Source organism: Limnohabitans sp. 2KL-1, assembly GCF_003063435.1.
Taxonomy (GTDB): Bacteria; Pseudomonadota; Gammaproteobacteria; order Burkholderiales; family Burkholderiaceae_C; genus Limnohabitans_A.
Genome location: NZ_NESL01000004.1, coordinates 1 through 16,861, shown reverse-complemented (window position 1 = coordinate 16,861; position 16,861 = coordinate 1). Strand labels below are relative to the sequence as shown.

Below are 16,861 nucleotides of genomic sequence, written 5' to 3'. Positions count from 1 at the left end.
GCAACAGACTTCGAAGTACACCGCCCTATCCCACCTCGCTCACGGACAAAGGGTTTTCACCCTCCCGTTGCAGCGCGTTGACCCCTAAAGTGAAATCTCAAGGAGATCCTATGCCAGCTCGTTTTGCCTTTCACTGTTTTGCGGGCTCGACAAAGCCAGGCCTCATCGCATCCGCACTGCGACACCAGGTCGGCCTGTTGCTGTTGGTACTGATGGCCTTGCTCACCACCTCGACAGCAGCCCAAACGTTTCCCGTTAAACCCTTGCGTTTGGTGGTCACCTTCCCCTCCGGCGGTGCACCCGACATCCTGGCACGCTTGTTCAGCGAAAAAGCCCAGCTCGGTTTTCCGGTCGTGGTGGACAACAAACCCGGCGCTGGCGGGAACATTGGTGCCGATATCGTGGCCAAGTCACCCAACGACGGTCACACCATCGTCATGGGCACGGTGGGTACACACTCGATCAACGGCGCGCTTTACGAGAAGATGCCCTACGACATGGTGAAAAATTTTTCACCGATCTCCCTGGTCGCTTCGGCCCCCAATCTGCTGGTGGTGAACAACGACTTGCCCGTCAAGACCGTGCCCGAGCTGATCACCTACATGAAGGCCAATCCCAACAAGCTGTCGTTTGGCTCCCCCGGTGTGGGCACCTCGGTGCATGTGTCGGGTGAATTGTTCAAATCCCTCACGGGCACCAGCATGACGCATGTGCCTTACAAGGGTCGGCAATATGCCATTCCAGATCTGATTGGGGGCAGCATCCAGGTCATGTTTGACAACATGCCCTCGGCTTTGCCCATGGCCAAAGAAGGCAAGATCCGGGCGCTGGCGCAAACCACCGCCACCCGCTCACCGGCTGCGCCTGACGTGCCCACCGTGGCCGAATTTGTGCTGGGATTTGAGGCCACCACCTGGTTTGCCATGTTTGCCCCGGCGAATGTGCCCCGCCCCATCATCGACCGGCTGCATGCCGAAGTGCTGCGCGTGTTCAAGCTGCCCGAGGTTCAGGAGCGGCTGAAAACCCTGGGCCTGGACCCCGTGCTGTCCAGCCCTGACGAGCTGGCCCGCTACCAAGCCACAGAGATCACCAAATGGGCCAAAGTCGTGAAAGAGTCTGGCGCCAAGGCCCAATAAAACCCAACAGACGCTGCAGCGATTTCAGCGTCGCCCGCGGCCTGGCTGCTCAAATTCGGCGTCCACCCAGGCTTGGGCTGACTGCCGATTGAGCTTGAACCCCGCATCCACCTTCAACTCGGCCAAGGCATCGCCGCCCTCGTCTTGCGCACCCAGTACCGCATAGGGGTTGTCGTCATCGGGCACGATGTCCAGCAACACCGTCACGCGACCTGAAGGGCCATTCACTGTGACCGACTGGTGCAGCGTAGCGTGCCATTGCTGTTCACTCCGGCGCACAAATTCGCTGGCGGTTTTGACCAAGGTGATGAAGGCCGTTCCATCCAACGGCTTGGGGTTCTTTTTGTCGCGGCCCATGGTCCAGGGCCCGACCAGCGCAGGCTCGGACTCACCCTGCTTGAACATGGCCACCGCCCAACCGTCGTCATCTTCGTTTTTGATGACCTTGGCAGTCCAGCGTTCGTCCTGCCACAAGCGGGGTTGTTGGATGAGCAAGGTGTCTTGGAGGTCGTCGGTCATGGATCAAGGGTGATAAAGAAGAATTTGGCTGCCAGAGGTCGGCCAACGCTGAACGGGGTCTTCGGCTCAGGCAGCGTCACGCACACACAGCCGCAAAGGCAAGGGGCTCATCCGCGTCATCAAGACCCGAAGCCAGCCAGCTGCACAGACCGGCCCTTGTCATGGCGATGTGCGCGCGTGAAGCGATCAACGCAACTCACGCAGAGGATGCGCCTGCGGTGGCCAAGGACTGACAAAAAATGCGGCCACTTCCGAGGCATTCACGTCTTCTGCTCTCGCAGGCTGCCATTTCGGCTGGTGGTCTTTGTCCACCGCCAAAGCCCGAATGCCCTCCACCGTTTCGCTGTGGGCCACAGGGCGCAGCGCAAAGCAATGGCGCACCAGATCACGCTCCATGCGCAGGTCATCGGCCAGGCTGAGCGTGCGCGCACGACGTATCTGCTCCAGCACCACGTGCAGCATGAGGGGCGAACGTGTGCGCAAAGTTTGCGCCGTGTGCCGAGCCCACTCGTCTGCGGCCAACTCCAGCCGCTCCAGGATCTCGACCACACTGGCTTGCGCGAACGTGGCGTCCATCTCGGCACGGTGATCCAGTCCGGTTTTCTGCAGGCGCTCAAACTGCGTGGCGACCCAGCGCTCGACAGCTTCACCATTTTCAAACGGTGTTTCAATCAGGGTCTGCCACAGGTGAGGCAATTTGCCCGAAGAGATGCAGCCATCTGCCAAGCCTGCATGAACAGCCTCTTCGCCCTGAAGCATGTGCCCCGTGAGGCCCAAGTATTCGCCCAGATGACCGGGACAGCGGCTCAGGAAATAACCGCCACCAACATCGGGAAACAAGCCGATGTTGGTTTCGGGCATGGCCATCTTGCTGCGCTCGGTGACAACACGCACACTGGCCCCCTGGCTGATGCCCATGCCCCCACCCATGACGATGCCATCTATCAAGGCCACATAGGGCTTGGGGTAGGTATGAATCAAATGGTTCAGTCGGTACTCTTCGGTGAAGAAATCTTCCAGACGGGGATCTCCCGCTGTGGCCGCCTGGTGAAAAAACCGGATGTCCCCCCCCGCACAGAAGGACCCGAAAGGCCCCTCCTTGCCCATGCCACGCACCGCCACCGCCAGCACCTGAGGGTCGTTTTGCCAAGTCAGCAAAGCGGCGGTGATCTGACGCACCATATCCAACGACAAGGCATTGAGTGCCTTGGGTCGGTTCAGTGTGATGCAGCCGATGCGGCCTTCAATTTGCGCGATGACATCAGACATTGTTTTGTCTCCAGCCTAACCATTCATTGAGAAGCAAGGCACCCAAAACCAGGGCACCTCCCAAGAGTACGCTCAACTGAGGGGCTTCGTTGGCACCCCACCAAGCCAGTGCGATACCAAAAACGATTTCGAGCAAGGCCAGCAAAGCCACTTCAGGCGCTTTGAGCACCCGGGCGCACACCACGGACAAAGCGCAAGGGATGGCCAGTTGGAACAAACCGAGGATGGCCAACCAACCCACATCGTGGCTTGACGCCTGAAACGGCATGGACAAGGGCAAGGTCAGCAAAGTCGACAAGATGGCACCCAACAAGACCGAGGGCACGAGGTCCAGGTTTTGGCCCTCGCTCTGGCTTTTTTGCACCAAGGTCCATTGCACCGAACCTGCGATGGGCACACACAAAGCCACCAAGGAGCCGATCAGGAAATTCGGATCGCCCAAGCTGAGCTGTGAGCCATACATCCAGCCAATGCCGATGCCTGCCAACACAATGGCCAGCCAGGTCCGTGCGGGCAACCGATGGCCCAAAAACACCCGGGTGATCAAGGCCGTGAGCAAAGGCCCCACCGCCATGGTGATCAGCACATTGGCCACCGCCGTCAAGGTGAGCGCCACCATGAACGCAGTGAACATGATGCTCCAGCACAAACCGGAGAACCAAAAGTAACGGCTGCGCAAAGGCAGCCGTGTCCAGACACTTCGGCCCTGCCACACAGGCAGGATGACCAGCAGTGAGACCACCGTGAAGAAGCTGCGCCAGAAGGTGACTTCAAAGCTGCGGGCTTGCTCCAGGTGCCTTGTCACCACCCCGGCCATGGACCACAGGGCGGTGACGCCCACCATGGTCCAGACGGCCATACCGTGCGTCAAACGCATGATCGTCAGCCGATCACTTGTTGCGCTTGCGGTCGCTTTCCTTCAGGAAACGCTTGCGCAGACGCACGCTCTTGGGCGTGATTTCGACCAATTCGTCGTCCTCGATGAACTCGACGCCGTATTCCAGAGTCAGGTCAATCGGGGGCGTGATCTTGATCGCGTCTTCCTTGCCGGAGACACGGAAGTTGGTCAGCTGCTTGGTACGCGTGGCGTTGACCACCAGATCGTTGTCACGGCTGTGGATACCCACAATCATGCCCTCATACACCGGATCGTTCGCCTTGACGAACATGCGACCACGGTCGTCCAGCTTGCCCAGAGCGTAGGTGAAAATTTCACCATCGTCCATCGAGATCAGCACACCGTTCTTGCGGCCGCCAATGTCACCCTTGTGGGCTTCGTAGCTGTCGAAGATGTTGGAGATCAGGCCGGAACCACGGGTCAAGTTCAAGAATTCGTTGGTGAAACCGATCAGGCCACGGGCAGGAATGCGGTATTCCAGACGGACACGACCACGGCCATCGGGTTCCATGTTGACCAGTTCGCCCTTGCGCTCGCCCAAAGCTTGCATCACGCCGCCCTGGTGTGTTTCTTCGATGTCGGCAGTCACCAACTCGATGGGCTCATGGCGCTCGCCGTTGACATCACGGAACACCACGCGTGGCTTGGACACGGCCATTTCGTAGCCTTCGCGGCGCATGTTTTCCAACAAGATGGTCAGGTGCAATTCACCACGGCCCATGACTTCAAAGATACCTTCTTCGTCGGTTTCTTTGACGCGCAGCGCCACGTTGTGTTGCAGTTCTTTTTGCAGGCGGTCCCAGATTTGACGGCTGGTGACGAACTTGCCTTCGCGGCCAGCCAAGGGGCTGGTGTTCACGCAGAAGTTCATGGTCAGAGTGGGCTCGTCCACCTTCAGCATCGGCAGCGGTGCGGGGTTGGCCGGATCGGTCACGGTCACACCGATGTTCAATTCGGCAATGCCGTTGATCAACACGATGTCGCCAGGACCGGCTTCGGTCACCTGCACACGGTCCAGACCTTGGAACTTGAGCACTTGGTTGACGCGGCCTTTGATGGCTTTGCCGTCCGGGCCTTCCATGACCACCACGTCCATTTGGGGCTTGATGGTGCCTTGGCTGATGCGGCCCACGCCGATGCGACCGACGAAAGTCGAGAAATCGAGTGCGGAAATTTGCAACTGCAGTGGTGCGGCTGGATCGCCTTTTTGTGCAGGCACGTGCTTGAGCACGGTGTTGAACAGGGCCGACATGTCGGGGCCCCACTGCTCGCCAGGTGCGCCTTCTTCGAGCGAAGTCCAGCCGTTGATACCGGAGGCATACACCACGGGGAAGTCGAGCTGCTCGTCGTTGGCACCGAGCTTGTCAAACAGGTCAAAAGCGGCGTTGACCACTTTGTCGGGGTTGGCACCGGGCTTGTCGACCTTGTTCACCACCACGATGGGCTTGAGGCCCAAGGCCAAAGCCTTCTTGGTCACGAAACGGGTCTGAGGCATGGGGCCTTCTTGCGCATCGATCAACAGCACCACGCCATCGACCATGGACAAAGCGCGCTCCACTTCGCCACCGAAGTCCGCGTGACCGGGGGTGTCCACGATGTTGATGTGGGTGCCTTCCCAGCTCACGGCGCAGTTTTTGGCCAGGATGGTGATGCCGCGCTCACGTTCGATGGCGTTGTTGTCCATCACGGTGTCCACGATTTTTTCGTGGTCAGCGAATGTGCCCGATTGGCGCAGCAGCTGGTCAACCATGGTGGTTTTGCCATGGTCAACGTGGGCGATGATGGCGATGTTGCGGATTTGCTTGGTCATGCTTTCTCTTCCTTTAAACCTGCTCGGCCAGCAACGGCTCGGTGGCAGGTGATTTTTCCAAAATCTGTTGAATTTCGATCGGGCTCAACAATCGACCCGGAATCAGTTCGCCGCCATGCACATGCGCTGTTCCCAGCAAGGCACGAGGATGTTCTCCATACACCACGACTTGATCACAATCAACCCAAGGGCCGCGTCGGCGCACCCCACTCAAAAAACGTCCCGCGTTGTCGCTGTCCAGGCTCACTTCGGTGTAGCCCGGCAACAAAACATCGACAGGCAGCAAGGCACCAAGGCGGCTGGCTTCGTCCATCGCTTCCAGCTGCTGCAGCGTCACGCACTGTGACGCCTCAAAAGGCCCCGTCACCACGCGGCGCAAGGCGCTCAGATGACCACCACAACCCAGGGCCTCGGCGATGTCTTCGCCCAGCGTCCGGATGTAAGTCCCTTTGCTGCAACGCACACGCAAACGCAAAAAAGGCGCATCGCCTTGCAGTTGCATGTCCAGCAGATCCAGGTCATGGATCACCACGTTGCGCGCTTCGCGCTCAACGGTTTCGCCCTCGCGGGCATATTCGTACAAGGCCTTGCCGTCCTTTTTCAAGGCGCTGTGCATCGGTGGCACTTGGCTGATCGGCCCCATGAACCGGTCCAGCACTTCCACAACCCTACCCGGCGTGCATGACACTTCACGCGTTTCAATCACTTCGCCTTCGGCATCGGCTGTGCTGGTTTTCAGCCCCAGTCTGACCGTGGTCTCGTAAGTCTTGTCGGCATCCAGATGCTGCTGACTGAACTTGGTGGCCGCACCAAAACACAAAGGTAAAACGCCCGTGGCCAACGGGTCAAGCGTCCCGGTGTGCCCTGCTTTCTCGGCCCGCAGCAACCACTTGGCTTTTTGCAAAGCCTGGTTGCTGGAAAGACCCAGCGGTTTGTCGAGCAACAGCACCCCGTGCACAGGGCGCCGCTGCACCCTGGTGCGTGGCGCGTTCATGCTCAGTCCTCTTGGGCGCGAGACGACACCGCCTTGGCGATCAATGCGTTCATGTCCGATGCACGCTCTGTGGTGCGGTCAAACAAAAAATGCAAAGTCGGCACGGTGTGGATGTGCAAACGCTTGAACAACCCATTGCGCAGGAAGCCCGCTGCCGCATTCAGGCCTTCGGTGGCTTCTTCGGGGTTGCCCGTCAAAACACTGAAATAGACCTTGGCATGGGCGTAATCGGGCGTGACCTCGATCGCATTGAGCGTGATCATGCCCACGCGCGGGTCTTTCAACTCGCGCGCGATCAACTCGGCCAGATCGCGCTGGATCTGGTCGGCCACGCGGAAACCGCGGTTCGGTACGGACGATTGCTTCTTACGCGCCATTTACAGCGTTCTCGCAATTTCCTTGACGTCGAAGAATTCGAGCTGATCGGCTTCTTTGATGTCGTTGTAGTTCTTGAGCTTGATACCGCACTCAAAGCCTTCTTTGACTTCGCGCACATCGTCCTTGAGTCGCTTGAGCGAGTCGAGCTCACCGGTGTAGATAACCACGTTGTCGCGCAGCAAGCGGAACTTGGCATTGCGGTGGACCATGCCGGAGGTGACCATACAGCCCGCGACCGTACCGATTTTGGACGCCACGAACACGGTGCGGATTTCGGCCGTACCGATGACTTCTTCGCGCTGCTCGGGGGCCAGCATGCCGGACATGGCGGCTTTGAGTTCATCCACAGCGTCATAAATGATGTTGTAGTAATGAACGTCAACGCCGTTGCCTTCGGCCAACTTGCGGGCACCGGCGTCGGCGCGCACGTTGAAACCGATCACGATGGCCTTGGAAGCTATCGCCAGGTTGATGTCCGACTCGCTGATACCACCCACACCGGAGTAGACCAGCTGCACTTTGACTTCGTCGGTTGACAGCTTGAGCAAGGACGAGCCCAGGGCTTCTTGCGAACCCTGCACATCGGCTTTGATGATGATCGGCAGCATCTTGACTTCGCCCGCAGACATGTCGGTGAACATGTTTTCGAGCTTGGCCGCTTGTTGCTTGGCCAACTTGGTGTTGCGGAACTTGCCCGCGCGGTAGGTGGCGATTTCGCGGGCACGGCGCTCATCGGTCATGACCATGAACTCGTCACCGGCTTGCGGCACTTCCGTCAAACCCTGAATTTCGACCGGGATCGATGGGCCTGCTGACTTGATGGCTGCACCGTTTTCGTCCAGCATGGCGCGCACGCGGCCAAAGGTCTGGCCTGCCAACACCACATCACCGGTGTTCAAAGTGCCGGACTGCACCAGGATGGTGGCGACAGGACCACGGCCCTTGTCCAGACGGGCTTCGATCACCAGACCCTTGGCGGCAGCTTGCACCGGTGCCTTGAGTTCCAGCACTTCGGCTTGCAAGAGCACTTGCTCCAGCAAATCGTCAATGCCCATGCCGGTTTTGGCCGACACGGAAACGAAAGGCGCATCGCCACCGAATTCTTCGGGCACGACTTCTTCAGAAATCAGCTCGGCACGCACGCGTTCGATGTTCGAGTCAGGCTTGTCCATCTTGTTGATGGCGACCACGATCGGCACACCTGCAGCTTTCGCGTGCTTGATGGCTTCCTTGGTCTGGGGCATCACGCCATCGTCACCGGCCACCACCAGGATGACAATGTCGGTGGCTTGTGCACCACGGGCACGCATGGCCGTGAAGGCCTCGTGACCGGGGGTGTCCAGGAAAGAGATCATGCCGCGAGGCGTTTCAACGTGGTACGCACCAATGTGCTGCGTGATGCCACCGGCTTCGCCCGAGGCCACTTTGGCACGACGAATGTAGTCCAGCAACGAGGTCTTACCGTGGTCAACGTGACCCATGACGGTGACCACAGGGGCACGCGGCAAGGATTCGGCATGCTGGTCCGACACCTCGTCGTCGGTAAAGGCTTCTGGATCGTCCAATGCGGCGATCACGGCCTTGTGACCCATTTCCTCCACCACGATCATGGCGGTGTCCTGGTCCAGCGGCTGGTTCATGGTGGCCATCTGGCCCAGCTTCATCAGGTGCTTGATGACCTCAGAGGCCTTGATGGCCATCTTGTGGGCCAACTCGGACACGGTGATCGTCTCAGGCACGTGCACTTCGAGCACACGCACTTCGGCCGGGGCCTGTTGCGCATGGCCGTCGTCACGATCGCGTTCATTGCCACGGCGGCCGCGTGGGCCTGCGCGCCAGTTGTTGCGGCCGACACCACCACTGCTGTCGCCACGGGTTGGGATGGCCTTCTTCTTGGCGGGATCACCGGCCCAGCTCGACGAGAGCTTGGCAGATTTGACTTCCTTGTTGCCACCTGGCGCAGCAGGTGCAGCGGCTTGTGCAGCTGCAGCACGTGCTCCGGGTGCTGGCGTACCAGCAGGTTTGTGCAAGGTGCCCTTGACCGCCGCTTTCGGCTCAACCTTGGGCTCTTCCTTCTTGGCAACCAACACCTTCTTGGGGGCGTTCATCATGGCGCGAATGGCTTCAGCCTCGGCCAGCGCCTTGCGTCGACGCGCATCCAGATCCTGGGCGCGCGCAGTTTCTTCATCGGCCTTGGCCTTGGAGTCGGCAGCCGCTTTTTGTGCGGCCGCTTCTCGGGCTTCCTGCTCTGCTTTTGCCTTGGCTTGCGCCATTTCAGCGGCTTGCGCTGCTTTCAGAGCCTGCTGGTTCTCGACAGGTGCCGGCGCTGCAGGCTTGACCTGCGCAGCGGCATTGATGCTGGCGGCCTCGGCCCGAGCACGTTGCTCGCGTTCTTCACGACTGAGCTGAGGTTTGGCCGCTGGCACCTGGGCAGCGGCACTCAAAGCCCTGGCCTCGGCTTGTGCGGCGGCCTCGGCTTGTGCCTTGGCTTCCTGAACAGCCAACTCTGCGCGTTGGGCTTCTTCCTGAGCTTCGCGTAAACGACGCTTTTCGGCCAACTCTTCTTCTTGTCGACGAATCAGCTCTGCCTGACGACGGGCTTCTTCCTCTCGACGCGACAACTCTGCATGGTCAATCGCGGGCTCGGGAGCCTCTTCTGGCTGCGAAACCGGCTCGTCATCGCGCTTGATCAAGGTGCGCTTTTTGCGCACCTCCACCTGAATCGTGCGGGCCTTGCCTGACGCATCGGCTTGTTTGATCTCGCTGGTTGATTTTTTGACCAACGTGATTTTCTTGCGGTCTGCGGTCACCGTGCCGTGACTGGCTTGCAGATAGCTGAGCAACTTTTGCTTGTCAGCATCGTTCAGCGTATCGCTGTGCGAGGTTTTGGCTACGCCTGCCGATTGCAATTGATCGAGCAAGACATCGGCAGATTTTTTGAGTTCATTGGCGAACTCGGCAACAGTGGTACTGGACATAATTTTGTTCAAGCCTCCATCAGACTTCAGGCCTGGCCAGCGAACCAATGTTCGCGGGCTTTCATGATCAGGGCGGTCGCCTCTTCAGCTGTCTGAGCAGTGATGTCAGACAGTTCGTCGGTGGCCAGGTCAGCCAAATCGTCACGGGTATGGATACCCGCTTCAACCAGCTTGGAAATCAGCTCAGGCGTCAAGCCTGGCAAGTCACGCAAATCCTGAGAAACGTCTTCAACGCTCTCTTCGCGTGCAATTTCAAGAGTCAGCAACGCGTCTTTGGCGCGAGTGCGCAACTCGTTGATGGTGTCTTCGTCGAAGCTTTCGATCTCCAGCATTTCCTGAATCGGCACATAAGCCACTTCTTCTAGGCTGGCGAACCCTTCGCCGATCAGGATGTCGGCAATTTCCTGGTCCACATCCAGCTTTTCCATGAACAACTGGCGAATGCCGGTGGTTTCCTCGGCCTGCTTTTGGGCAGACTCGGCAGCGTCCATGATGTTGATCTTCCAGCCCGTGAGGTCAGAAGCGAGACGCACGTTTTGACCACCACGGCCAATTGCAATCGCGAGGTTTTCTTCGTCCACCACCACGTCCATGGCGTGCTTTTCTTCGTCCACCACGATCGACTGCACATTGGCCGGTGCCAAGGCACCGATCACGAACTGAGCAGGGTCTTCGCTCCACAAGACGATGTCCACGCGCTCACCGGCCAATTCGTTGGTCACGGCGTTGACACGGGTGCCGCGCACACCGACGCAGGTGCCGATGGGGTCCACGCGCTTGTCATGCGAGAGAACGGCGATCTTGGCACGCGAGCCAGGGTCACGGGCGCAGGTCTTGATCTCCAGCAGGCCTTGTTCGATTTCAGGCACTTCCTGACGGAAGAGTTCGATCATGAATTCTGGTGCAGAACGCGACAGCAAGATCGGAGCGCCACGCAAAGTCAAGTCGACTTCCATGATCATGGCGCGCACGCGGTCACCGCTGCGCAGGTTTTCCTTGGGAATCATTTCGCTGCGACGCAGACGGCCTTCTATGCGGCCAGACTCGCAGATGATGTCGCCCTTGTCCATGCGCTTGACAGTGCCAACAAAGATTTTTTCGCCACGCGACATGAAGTCGTTGAGCAGCATTTCGCGCTCTGCATCGCGGATCTTTTGCAAGATGACCTGCTTGGCTGCCATGGCACCAATGCGGCCAATGGGCAAGGATTCAATGGGTTCTTCGATGTACTCATCGACTTCGATGTCAGGGATTTGCTCTTTGGCTTCAAACAGCAAAATTTCCTGCTCAGGCAACTGCAGACCGGCCTCATCGGGCACCACATGCCAGCGGCGGAAAGTTTCGTAATTGCCACTGTCGCGGTCCAAAGCCACGCGAATATCCACTTCACCGGCGTACAGTTTTTTGGTGGCTTGCGCCAAAGCGGCTTCCACAGCCCCAAACACCACGTCGCGCTCAACGTTCTTTTCACGTGAGATGGCTTCGACCAACATCAACATTTCGCGATTCATGACTCGACTCTCCTGTTCCACTGGGTCTACAGCACAGACCCGATATAAATGCTCAAAACCGGACACTCAGGTCAGGCTTCAACCTTAGGCTTGCGCCCTTTGAAATCCACCACGGGCGCCAAACGGGCCTCGCGCAACTCGTCCAATGTGAAACCCAGCGCATGCAAGGGCGCAGGGGCTCGCTTTTTACTGATTTTCTGCCCGGGTTTCACGGCAGGGGCATCGCTCCAGACGATTTGCCAGCCTTGATCCGTGGCGTCACGCTCCAGCGTGCCGCGAAATTTTTTGCGGGTCGGGTTGACCATGCCTGCGGCGTTCTCGCCCATCGGGGCCTTGAGGGTGATGTCAATCAATTCACCCACAAAGCGCTCAAAATCTTTTTCATGACGCAAGGGACGGTCAATGCCGGGTGAAGACACTTCAAGCCTGTTGTAGGCAACGCCTTCGACTTCCAGCGCAAACTGAAGTTGACGGTTGACTTTTTCGCAATCTTCCACGTTGATGAACAACTCAGTACCGGGCTGCCACGGCCAGTCGATGGTGATGCGCAACAAGCCGCCCGCAGTGCGGTCAATCTCAACCAGGTCATAACCCAGTCCAGTCACGGTTTCTTGAACAATTTGCTGCAATGCCACAGAGCTTCGGAATATCAACGTTAAAAAAGAAAGACCCAAAAAAAACGGGCGGTGAAAACCCGCCCGTTTGGTCGTGAAGCCAGTATTCTAGCCGAAAAACGTGCTAAGTGCGTGATTTTGAAGGAAAACGTAGGGCGTGTTCCCCCTCGGTGGGCTCACGCATCGGGAAAGGCCGCCAGCAAACTTCGGGTGTAGTCGTGCTCGGGCCGGTACAACACCTGCTCAGCTGGCCCCTCCTCCAGCATCCGTCCGTTTTGCAAAACCATCACCCGATGGGCCATCGCCCGCAAAACGTCGATATCATGGGTAATCAATAAATAAGCCATGTTTCTGCTTTTTTGCAACGCCTGCAGCAATTTCAGTATCTGCTTTTGCACCGTGACATCGAGCGCACTGGTCGGCTCGTCCAGCACGAGCAACGCCGGATCCACCACCAAAGCACGGGCCAGCGCAATGCGTTGCCGCTGTCCCCCTGAAAAAGCATGGGGGTAGCGGTTGAGCAGGTCCGGAAAATCGGCCGTGGTCAAGCCCACCTCAGCCAAGGTGGCCACCACCCGCGCTTCTATATCGGGCTCGGCCAAGTGCGGCTGGTGCAATCGCAAACCTTCCGAGACGATTTCGCCCACCGTCATGCGAGGCGACAAGCTGCCGTAGGGGTCCTGAAAAACGACCTGCACCTTCTGGCGCAAGGCTTTGTCGCGACCGGGAACACCTTGCCAGGTCTGTCCACCGAAGGACAGTTCGCCGCCAAAGGGGATCAGGCCCAAAACGGCCTGCGCCAGACTGGATTTGCCAGAGCCCGACTCGCCCATGATGCCCAGTGTCATGCCCGCTGAAATGCTGAAGTCAGCCCCGTGCAAGGCCGTGAAATGGTGTTGCCGGAACCAGCCGCGAAAACCGGGCACGTTCATCGGGTAACGCACTTGCAGGCCCTTGGCCTGCACCAAGGGTGCCCCGGCTGGGTAAATTGTCGCCAAGCCATCCCGGGTGGGCCGACTGTCCAGCAGCTTTTGGGTATAGGGATGCTGGGGGCGTGAGAACACATCGGCCAAAGCGCCCTGCTCCACCAGATGGCCTTTTTCCATCACCGCCACCCGGTCGGCAAAGTGACGCACCAAGGCCAAATCGTGGGTGATCAGCAGCACGGCCATGCCGGTTTTTTGCTGCAGATCGGCCAGCAGCTGCAACATCTGCAGGCGCAAGCTGGCGTCCAGCGCCGTGGTCGGCTCGTCGGCCAGCAGCAGCTTGGGCTCTGACGCCAGCGCCATGGCCATCATGGCGCGTTGGCGTTGGCCGCCCGACAACTGGTGCGGGTAGGCCCCAAAACGGCGCTCGGGGTCATCGATGCCGGTTTCAGCCAGCAAATGCACGGCACGAGCGTCGGCCTCATGACGGGACAACAGCTTTTTGAGTTGCAGCACTTCCGAGATCTGCGCGCCCACCGTCATCAAGGGGTTGAGCGCTGTCATCGGCTCCTGAAAGATCATGGCGATCTCGTCGCCACGGATGCGTTGCATCTCGGCTGGCGTTTGCCCCAGCAAGTCCTGACCTTGCCACAGCACCTGGCCCGACAGCTCGGCCGATTCCAGCAAGCGCAACACCGACAGCGCGGTGACCGATTTGCCCGAACCCGACTCGCCCACCAAGGCCACGCGCTCACCCGCCTGGACGCTCAGATTCACGCCGTGCACCACGGCCTGGCCGCCAAAGGCAATGCGCAGGTCTTTGAGTTCCAGCAAAGCTTGCGGCGCGTTCATGCTTGGGCCTTTCGCGGGTCCAGCGCGTCACGCAAGGCGTCGCCCATGAAGGTCAGCAGCAACAAGGTCACCACCAGCACCACAAAGGTGGACATCGATATCCACCAAGCGTCGATGTTGTTTTTGCCCTGGGCCAACAACTCGCCCAAAGAGGGGGTGCCCGGCGGCACACCCAGACCCAGAAAGTCCAGCGAGGTCAGTGCCAAAATGGCCCCACTCATGCGGAACGGCAAAAAGGTCACCACCGGGGTCATGCTGTTGGGCAGCACATGCCGCCACATGATTTGCCAATGCCCCAGACCCAAGGCCCGCGCCGACTTGACGTAGTCCAGCTGGCGGTTGCGCAAAAACTCGGCCCGCACATAGTCGGACAGACCCATCCAGCCAAACAGGCCCAGCAGCAAAAGCAACAAGCCCACGCTCGGCTCGAACACGGCCGAGAAAATGATCAGCAAATACAGCTCGGGCATGGCGCTCCAGATTTCGATGAAGCGCTGAAACACCAGGTCGGTCTTGCCCACAAAAAACCCTTGCACGGCCCCAGTCAGCACGCCCAGGAACACGCCGAATAAGGTCAGGGCCAGCGCAAACAGCACCGACACCCGAAAGCCATACAGCAAACGCGCCAGCACATCGCGGCCCCGGTCGTCGGTGCCCAACCAATTGCGGGCGGTGGGCGGCGCCGGGTTGGGCAAGGGGGCGAAGTAGTCGAGCGTGCTGTGGTGGTAAGGGTTGGGGGCCTGCAGCGCCCAGTTGCTGCCTTTGTGCAGCTGCTGCTGAATGAAGGGGTCCAGGTAGTCGGCGGGCGTCTCGAAATCACCGCCAAAAACTTTTTCGGGCAAGGTTTGCACCACCGGGAAGTACCACTGCCCCTCAAAGCGCACGACCAGCGGCTTGTCGTTGGACAGCAACTCGGCCCCCAGGCTCAGGATGAACAGGGTCGCGAAAATGATCAGGCTGCCGAAACCCAAGCGGTTGCGCCGGAAACGCTGCCAGGCCCGGGCCGAAGGAGACGTTTGGTGCGGTAAAGCGGTGGTGGTGGTGGCAGCTGTCATTCGTCAAACTTCACGCGAGGATCCACCCAGAGGTAGCACAGGTCACTGATCAGCTTGGTCACCAGCCCGATCAGGGTGAACAAATACAAGGTGCCCAGCACCACCGGGTAATCGCGCCGGATCACGGCTTCATAACTGAGCAAGCCCAGGCCATCGAGCGAGAACAGGGTTTCGATCAGCAGCGAGCCCGTAAAAAACGCCCCGATGAAGGCCGCCGGAAAACCCGTGACCAACGGGATCAGCGCGTTGCGCATGACATGGCGATACAGCACCCGGTTTTCGCTCAGGCCTTTGGCACGGGCTGTCAGCACATACTGCTTGCGGATTTCTTCCAGAAACGCGTTCTTGGTCAGCATGGTGATGACGGCAAACGAGCCCATCACACTGGCCGTGACCGGCAAAGCGATGTGCCACAAATAGTCCGCCACTTTGGCCCCCCAGCTCAGCTGCTCCCAGTTGGACGAGGTCAGGCCGCGCAGCGGGAACCACTGCAACTGTCCGCCAAAGATCACCAGCAAGGCCACACCCAGCACAAAACCCGGGATGGCATAGCCCACCAGCACCAGCAAACTGGTGAGCGTGTCAAAACGCGTGCCGGCACGCACCGCCTTGGCGATGCCCAGCGGCACCGAGACCAAGTAGCTCAGGAAAAAGGTCCACAAGCCCAGGCTGATGGACACAGGCAGCTTCTCCTTGATCAGGCTCCAGACGTCTTTGGGGTAGAAAAAACTCTTGCCCAAGTCAAACCGCGCAAACTGCTGGAGCATCATCCAAAAACGCTCGGCGGGCGGCTTGTCAAAACCGTAGAGCGTTTTGATTTCGGCAATGCGGGCGGCATCCACACCCTGTCTGCCCCGGTAACCGCTGCCTGATGCCGCAGCGCCCTCCCCGCCCGTGTCCCGGCCTTGCAGCTGGGCCACCATTTGCTCGACCGGACCACCGGGCACAAACTGAATCACCACAAAGGTCATCAACAACACCCCGAACAAGGTCGGGACCATCAAGAGCAAGCGTTTGAAAATGTAGGCCAGCATGGCTCAGCGGCCCTTTCCCGGTGCGTTGGACGCAGCAGCGGCTTGGGGTGACCACCACACGGTGGTCACCAGCGCTTCAGGCTGGTAGTAGCGAGGCAACTGGGCAGGACGCTCAAAGGCCGACGCCCGCCAGGACACCCGGTGCACCGCGCCGTACCAATGCGGCACCACGTAATGGCCGTGGCGCAGCACCCGGTCCAGCGCACGCAAGCTGGTCACCAGCTGCGGCCGGGTGGTGGCACTCACCACCTTGTCCAGCAAAGCATCCACCGCCGGGTCTTTCAGACCCAGCACATTGCCCGAGCCCTCCACGTCGGCCGATCGGCTACCGTAGCGCTCCAGCAACTCGGTGCCGGGCGCTTCGCTGCCCACAGTGCGGTTGCTGATGATGTCAAAGTCGAACACGTCCATGCGTTTTTGCAGCAAGGCAAAGTCGATCACCTTGTACCGGACCTGGATGCCCAGTTTTTCCAGGTTCTTGGCAAAAGGCGTGACGACGCGGCCCATCGAGCCCGAACTGTCAAGAAACTCGATGCTGAGGGCTTGCCCCTTGGCATTGCGCAAAGCGCCATCGCGGTAGGTCCATCCGGCGGCCTGCAGCAGATCACGCGCCTGGCGCAAGTGGTCGCGCAGCGTATGGCCCGAGGCGGGGTCGAGCGCGGTTTGGGGCGGTTGGGGCACATCCTGCTCGAACACAGCAGCAGGCAGCTGACCCCGCAAGGGTTCGAGCAAGGCCAACTCGTCTGGACCGGGTCGGCCTTTAACGTGAAAGAACAACAACTGCAGACAAGCCTGTGCCTGGCCTCGGCGAAGGCCAGCGCCGTTGACCGCCACGTGTTCTGATCAGATTGGCCTGGTTATGAATTCGTGTTTGACCAACATTTGTA

The 16,861-nt window shown here is 59.4% G+C and carries 14 protein-coding genes; 1 reads left to right on the top strand and 13 read right to left on the bottom strand.

From position 1 onward, the window contains the following. The first annotated feature begins 212 nt into the window (after positions 1–212). The gene (locus B9Z47_RS10590) at positions 213–1,136 is read left to right on the top strand and encodes a tripartite tricarboxylate transporter substrate binding protein (protein ID WP_199226373.1); all 924 of its coding nucleotides are present in this window, start codon (positions 213–215) and stop codon (positions 1,134–1,136) included. 24 nt (positions 1,137–1,160) lie between these two features. Here the strand turns inward: B9Z47_RS10590 and B9Z47_RS10585 are convergent, their stop codons facing one another. The 13 genes from B9Z47_RS10585 to B9Z47_RS10525 form a co-directional block, all read right to left on the bottom strand. Then, positions 1,161–1,655 carry a hypothetical protein gene (locus tag B9Z47_RS10585; protein WP_108331237.1) on the bottom strand — a complete coding sequence of 165 codons (495 nt, stop codon included), beginning with the start codon at positions 1,653–1,655 and terminating at the stop codon, positions 1,161–1,163. Between the two features lie 186 nt (positions 1,656–1,841). Then, on the bottom strand, positions 1,842–2,924 hold the full coding sequence (locus B9Z47_RS10580) for an enoyl-CoA hydratase/isomerase family protein (RefSeq protein WP_108331236.1): 1,083 nt from the start codon (positions 2,922–2,924) through the stop codon (positions 1,842–1,844). Then, the gene (locus tag B9Z47_RS10575; RefSeq protein WP_108331235.1) at positions 2,917–3,801 is read right to left on the bottom strand and encodes a DMT family transporter; all 885 of its coding nucleotides are present in this window, start codon (positions 3,799–3,801) and stop codon (positions 2,917–2,919) included. Before B9Z47_RS10575 ends, B9Z47_RS10580 begins: the two co-directional genes overlap by 8 nt. 13 nt (positions 3,802–3,814) lie before the next feature. Then, positions 3,815–5,632 (bottom strand): translational GTPase TypA, encoded by a 1,818-nt coding sequence (typA, locus tag B9Z47_RS10570; protein WP_108331234.1) that lies wholly within the window; start codon positions 5,630–5,632, stop codon positions 3,815–3,817. 13 nt (positions 5,633–5,645) lie between these two features. Next, entirely contained in the window at positions 5,646–6,626 is a 981-nt protein-coding gene (gene truB / locus B9Z47_RS10565; protein ID WP_108331233.1) for a tRNA pseudouridine(55) synthase TruB, read from the bottom strand. 2 nt (positions 6,627–6,628) lie between these two features. Then, positions 6,629–7,003, bottom strand: a complete 375-nt coding sequence (gene rbfA / locus B9Z47_RS10560) for a 30S ribosome-binding factor RbfA (protein ID WP_108331232.1) — start codon at positions 7,001–7,003, stop codon at positions 6,629–6,631. Continuing rightward, positions 7,004–9,982 carry a translation initiation factor IF-2 gene (gene infB, locus B9Z47_RS10555; RefSeq protein ID WP_108331231.1) on the bottom strand — a complete coding sequence of 993 codons (2,979 nt, stop codon included), beginning with the start codon at positions 9,980–9,982 and terminating at the stop codon, positions 7,004–7,006. Between the two features lie 26 nt (positions 9,983–10,008). Continuing rightward, on the bottom strand, positions 10,009–11,493 hold the full coding sequence (gene nusA / locus B9Z47_RS10550) for a transcription termination factor NusA (RefSeq protein ID WP_108331230.1): 1,485 nt from the start codon (positions 11,491–11,493) through the stop codon (positions 10,009–10,011). A gap of 71 nt (positions 11,494–11,564) precedes the next feature. Continuing rightward, positions 11,565–12,128 (bottom strand): ribosome maturation factor RimP, encoded by a 564-nt coding sequence (gene rimP / locus B9Z47_RS10545; protein ID WP_108331229.1) that lies wholly within the window; start codon positions 12,126–12,128, stop codon positions 11,565–11,567. Positions 12,129–12,283: 155 nt separating this feature from the next. Next, the gene (locus B9Z47_RS10540) at positions 12,284–13,885 is read right to left on the bottom strand and encodes an ABC transporter ATP-binding protein (protein ID WP_108331228.1); all 1,602 of its coding nucleotides are present in this window, start codon (positions 13,883–13,885) and stop codon (positions 12,284–12,286) included. Continuing rightward, the gene (locus B9Z47_RS10535) at positions 13,882–14,940 is read right to left on the bottom strand and encodes an ABC transporter permease (protein WP_108331227.1); all 1,059 of its coding nucleotides are present in this window, start codon (positions 14,938–14,940) and stop codon (positions 13,882–13,884) included. The genes B9Z47_RS10540 and B9Z47_RS10535 overlap by 4 nt, the downstream gene beginning before the upstream one ends. Beyond that, positions 14,937–15,974: a microcin C ABC transporter permease YejB gene (locus B9Z47_RS10530; RefSeq protein WP_108331226.1), complete on the bottom strand. Its 1,038-nt coding sequence runs from the start codon at positions 15,972–15,974 to the stop codon at positions 14,937–14,939. The genes B9Z47_RS10535 and B9Z47_RS10530 overlap by 4 nt, the downstream gene beginning before the upstream one ends. A gap of 3 nt (positions 15,975–15,977) precedes the next feature. Next, the gene (locus B9Z47_RS10525) at positions 15,978–16,808 is read right to left on the bottom strand and encodes an ABC transporter substrate-binding protein (protein WP_233253763.1); all 831 of its coding nucleotides are present in this window, start codon (positions 16,806–16,808) and stop codon (positions 15,978–15,980) included. Positions 16,809–16,861: the final 53 nt, after the last annotated feature.

Excerpts from the sequence above, each read along its gene's own strand:
- B9Z47_RS10590 (WP_199226373.1), top strand. The coding sequence starts at position 213 with ATGGCCTTGCTCACCACCTCGACAGCAGCCCAAACGTTTCCCGTTAAA.
- B9Z47_RS10585 (WP_108331237.1), bottom strand. The coding sequence starts at position 1,655 with ATGACCGACGACCTCCAAGACACCTTGCTCATCCAACAACCCCGCTTG.
- B9Z47_RS10580 (WP_108331236.1), bottom strand. The coding sequence starts at position 2,924 with ATGTCTGATGTCATCGCGCAAATTGAAGGCCGCATCGGCTGCATCACA.
- B9Z47_RS10575 (WP_108331235.1), bottom strand. The coding sequence starts at position 3,801 with ATGCGTTTGACGCACGGTATGGCCGTCTGGACCATGGTGGGCGTCACC.
- typA (WP_108331234.1), bottom strand. The coding sequence starts at position 5,632 with ATGACCAAGCAAATCCGCAACATCGCCATCATCGCCCACGTTGACCAT.
- truB (WP_108331233.1), bottom strand. The coding sequence starts at position 6,626 with ATGAACGCGCCACGCACCAGGGTGCAGCGGCGCCCTGTGCACGGGGTG.
- rbfA (WP_108331232.1), bottom strand. The coding sequence starts at position 7,003 with ATGGCGCGTAAGAAGCAATCGTCCGTACCGAACCGCGGTTTCCGCGTG.
- infB (WP_108331231.1), bottom strand. The coding sequence starts at position 9,982 with ATGTCCAGTACCACTGTTGCCGAGTTCGCCAATGAACTCAAAAAATCT.
- nusA (WP_108331230.1), bottom strand. The coding sequence starts at position 11,493 with ATGAATCGCGAAATGTTGATGTTGGTCGAAGCCATCTCACGTGAAAAG.
- B9Z47_RS10540 (WP_108331228.1), bottom strand. The coding sequence starts at position 13,885 with ATGAACGCGCCGCAAGCTTTGCTGGAACTCAAAGACCTGCGCATTGCC.
- B9Z47_RS10535 (WP_108331227.1), bottom strand. The coding sequence starts at position 14,940 with ATGACAGCTGCCACCACCACCACCGCTTTACCGCACCAAACGTCTCCT.
- B9Z47_RS10530 (WP_108331226.1), bottom strand. The coding sequence starts at position 15,974 with ATGCTGGCCTACATTTTCAAACGCTTGCTCTTGATGGTCCCGACCTTG.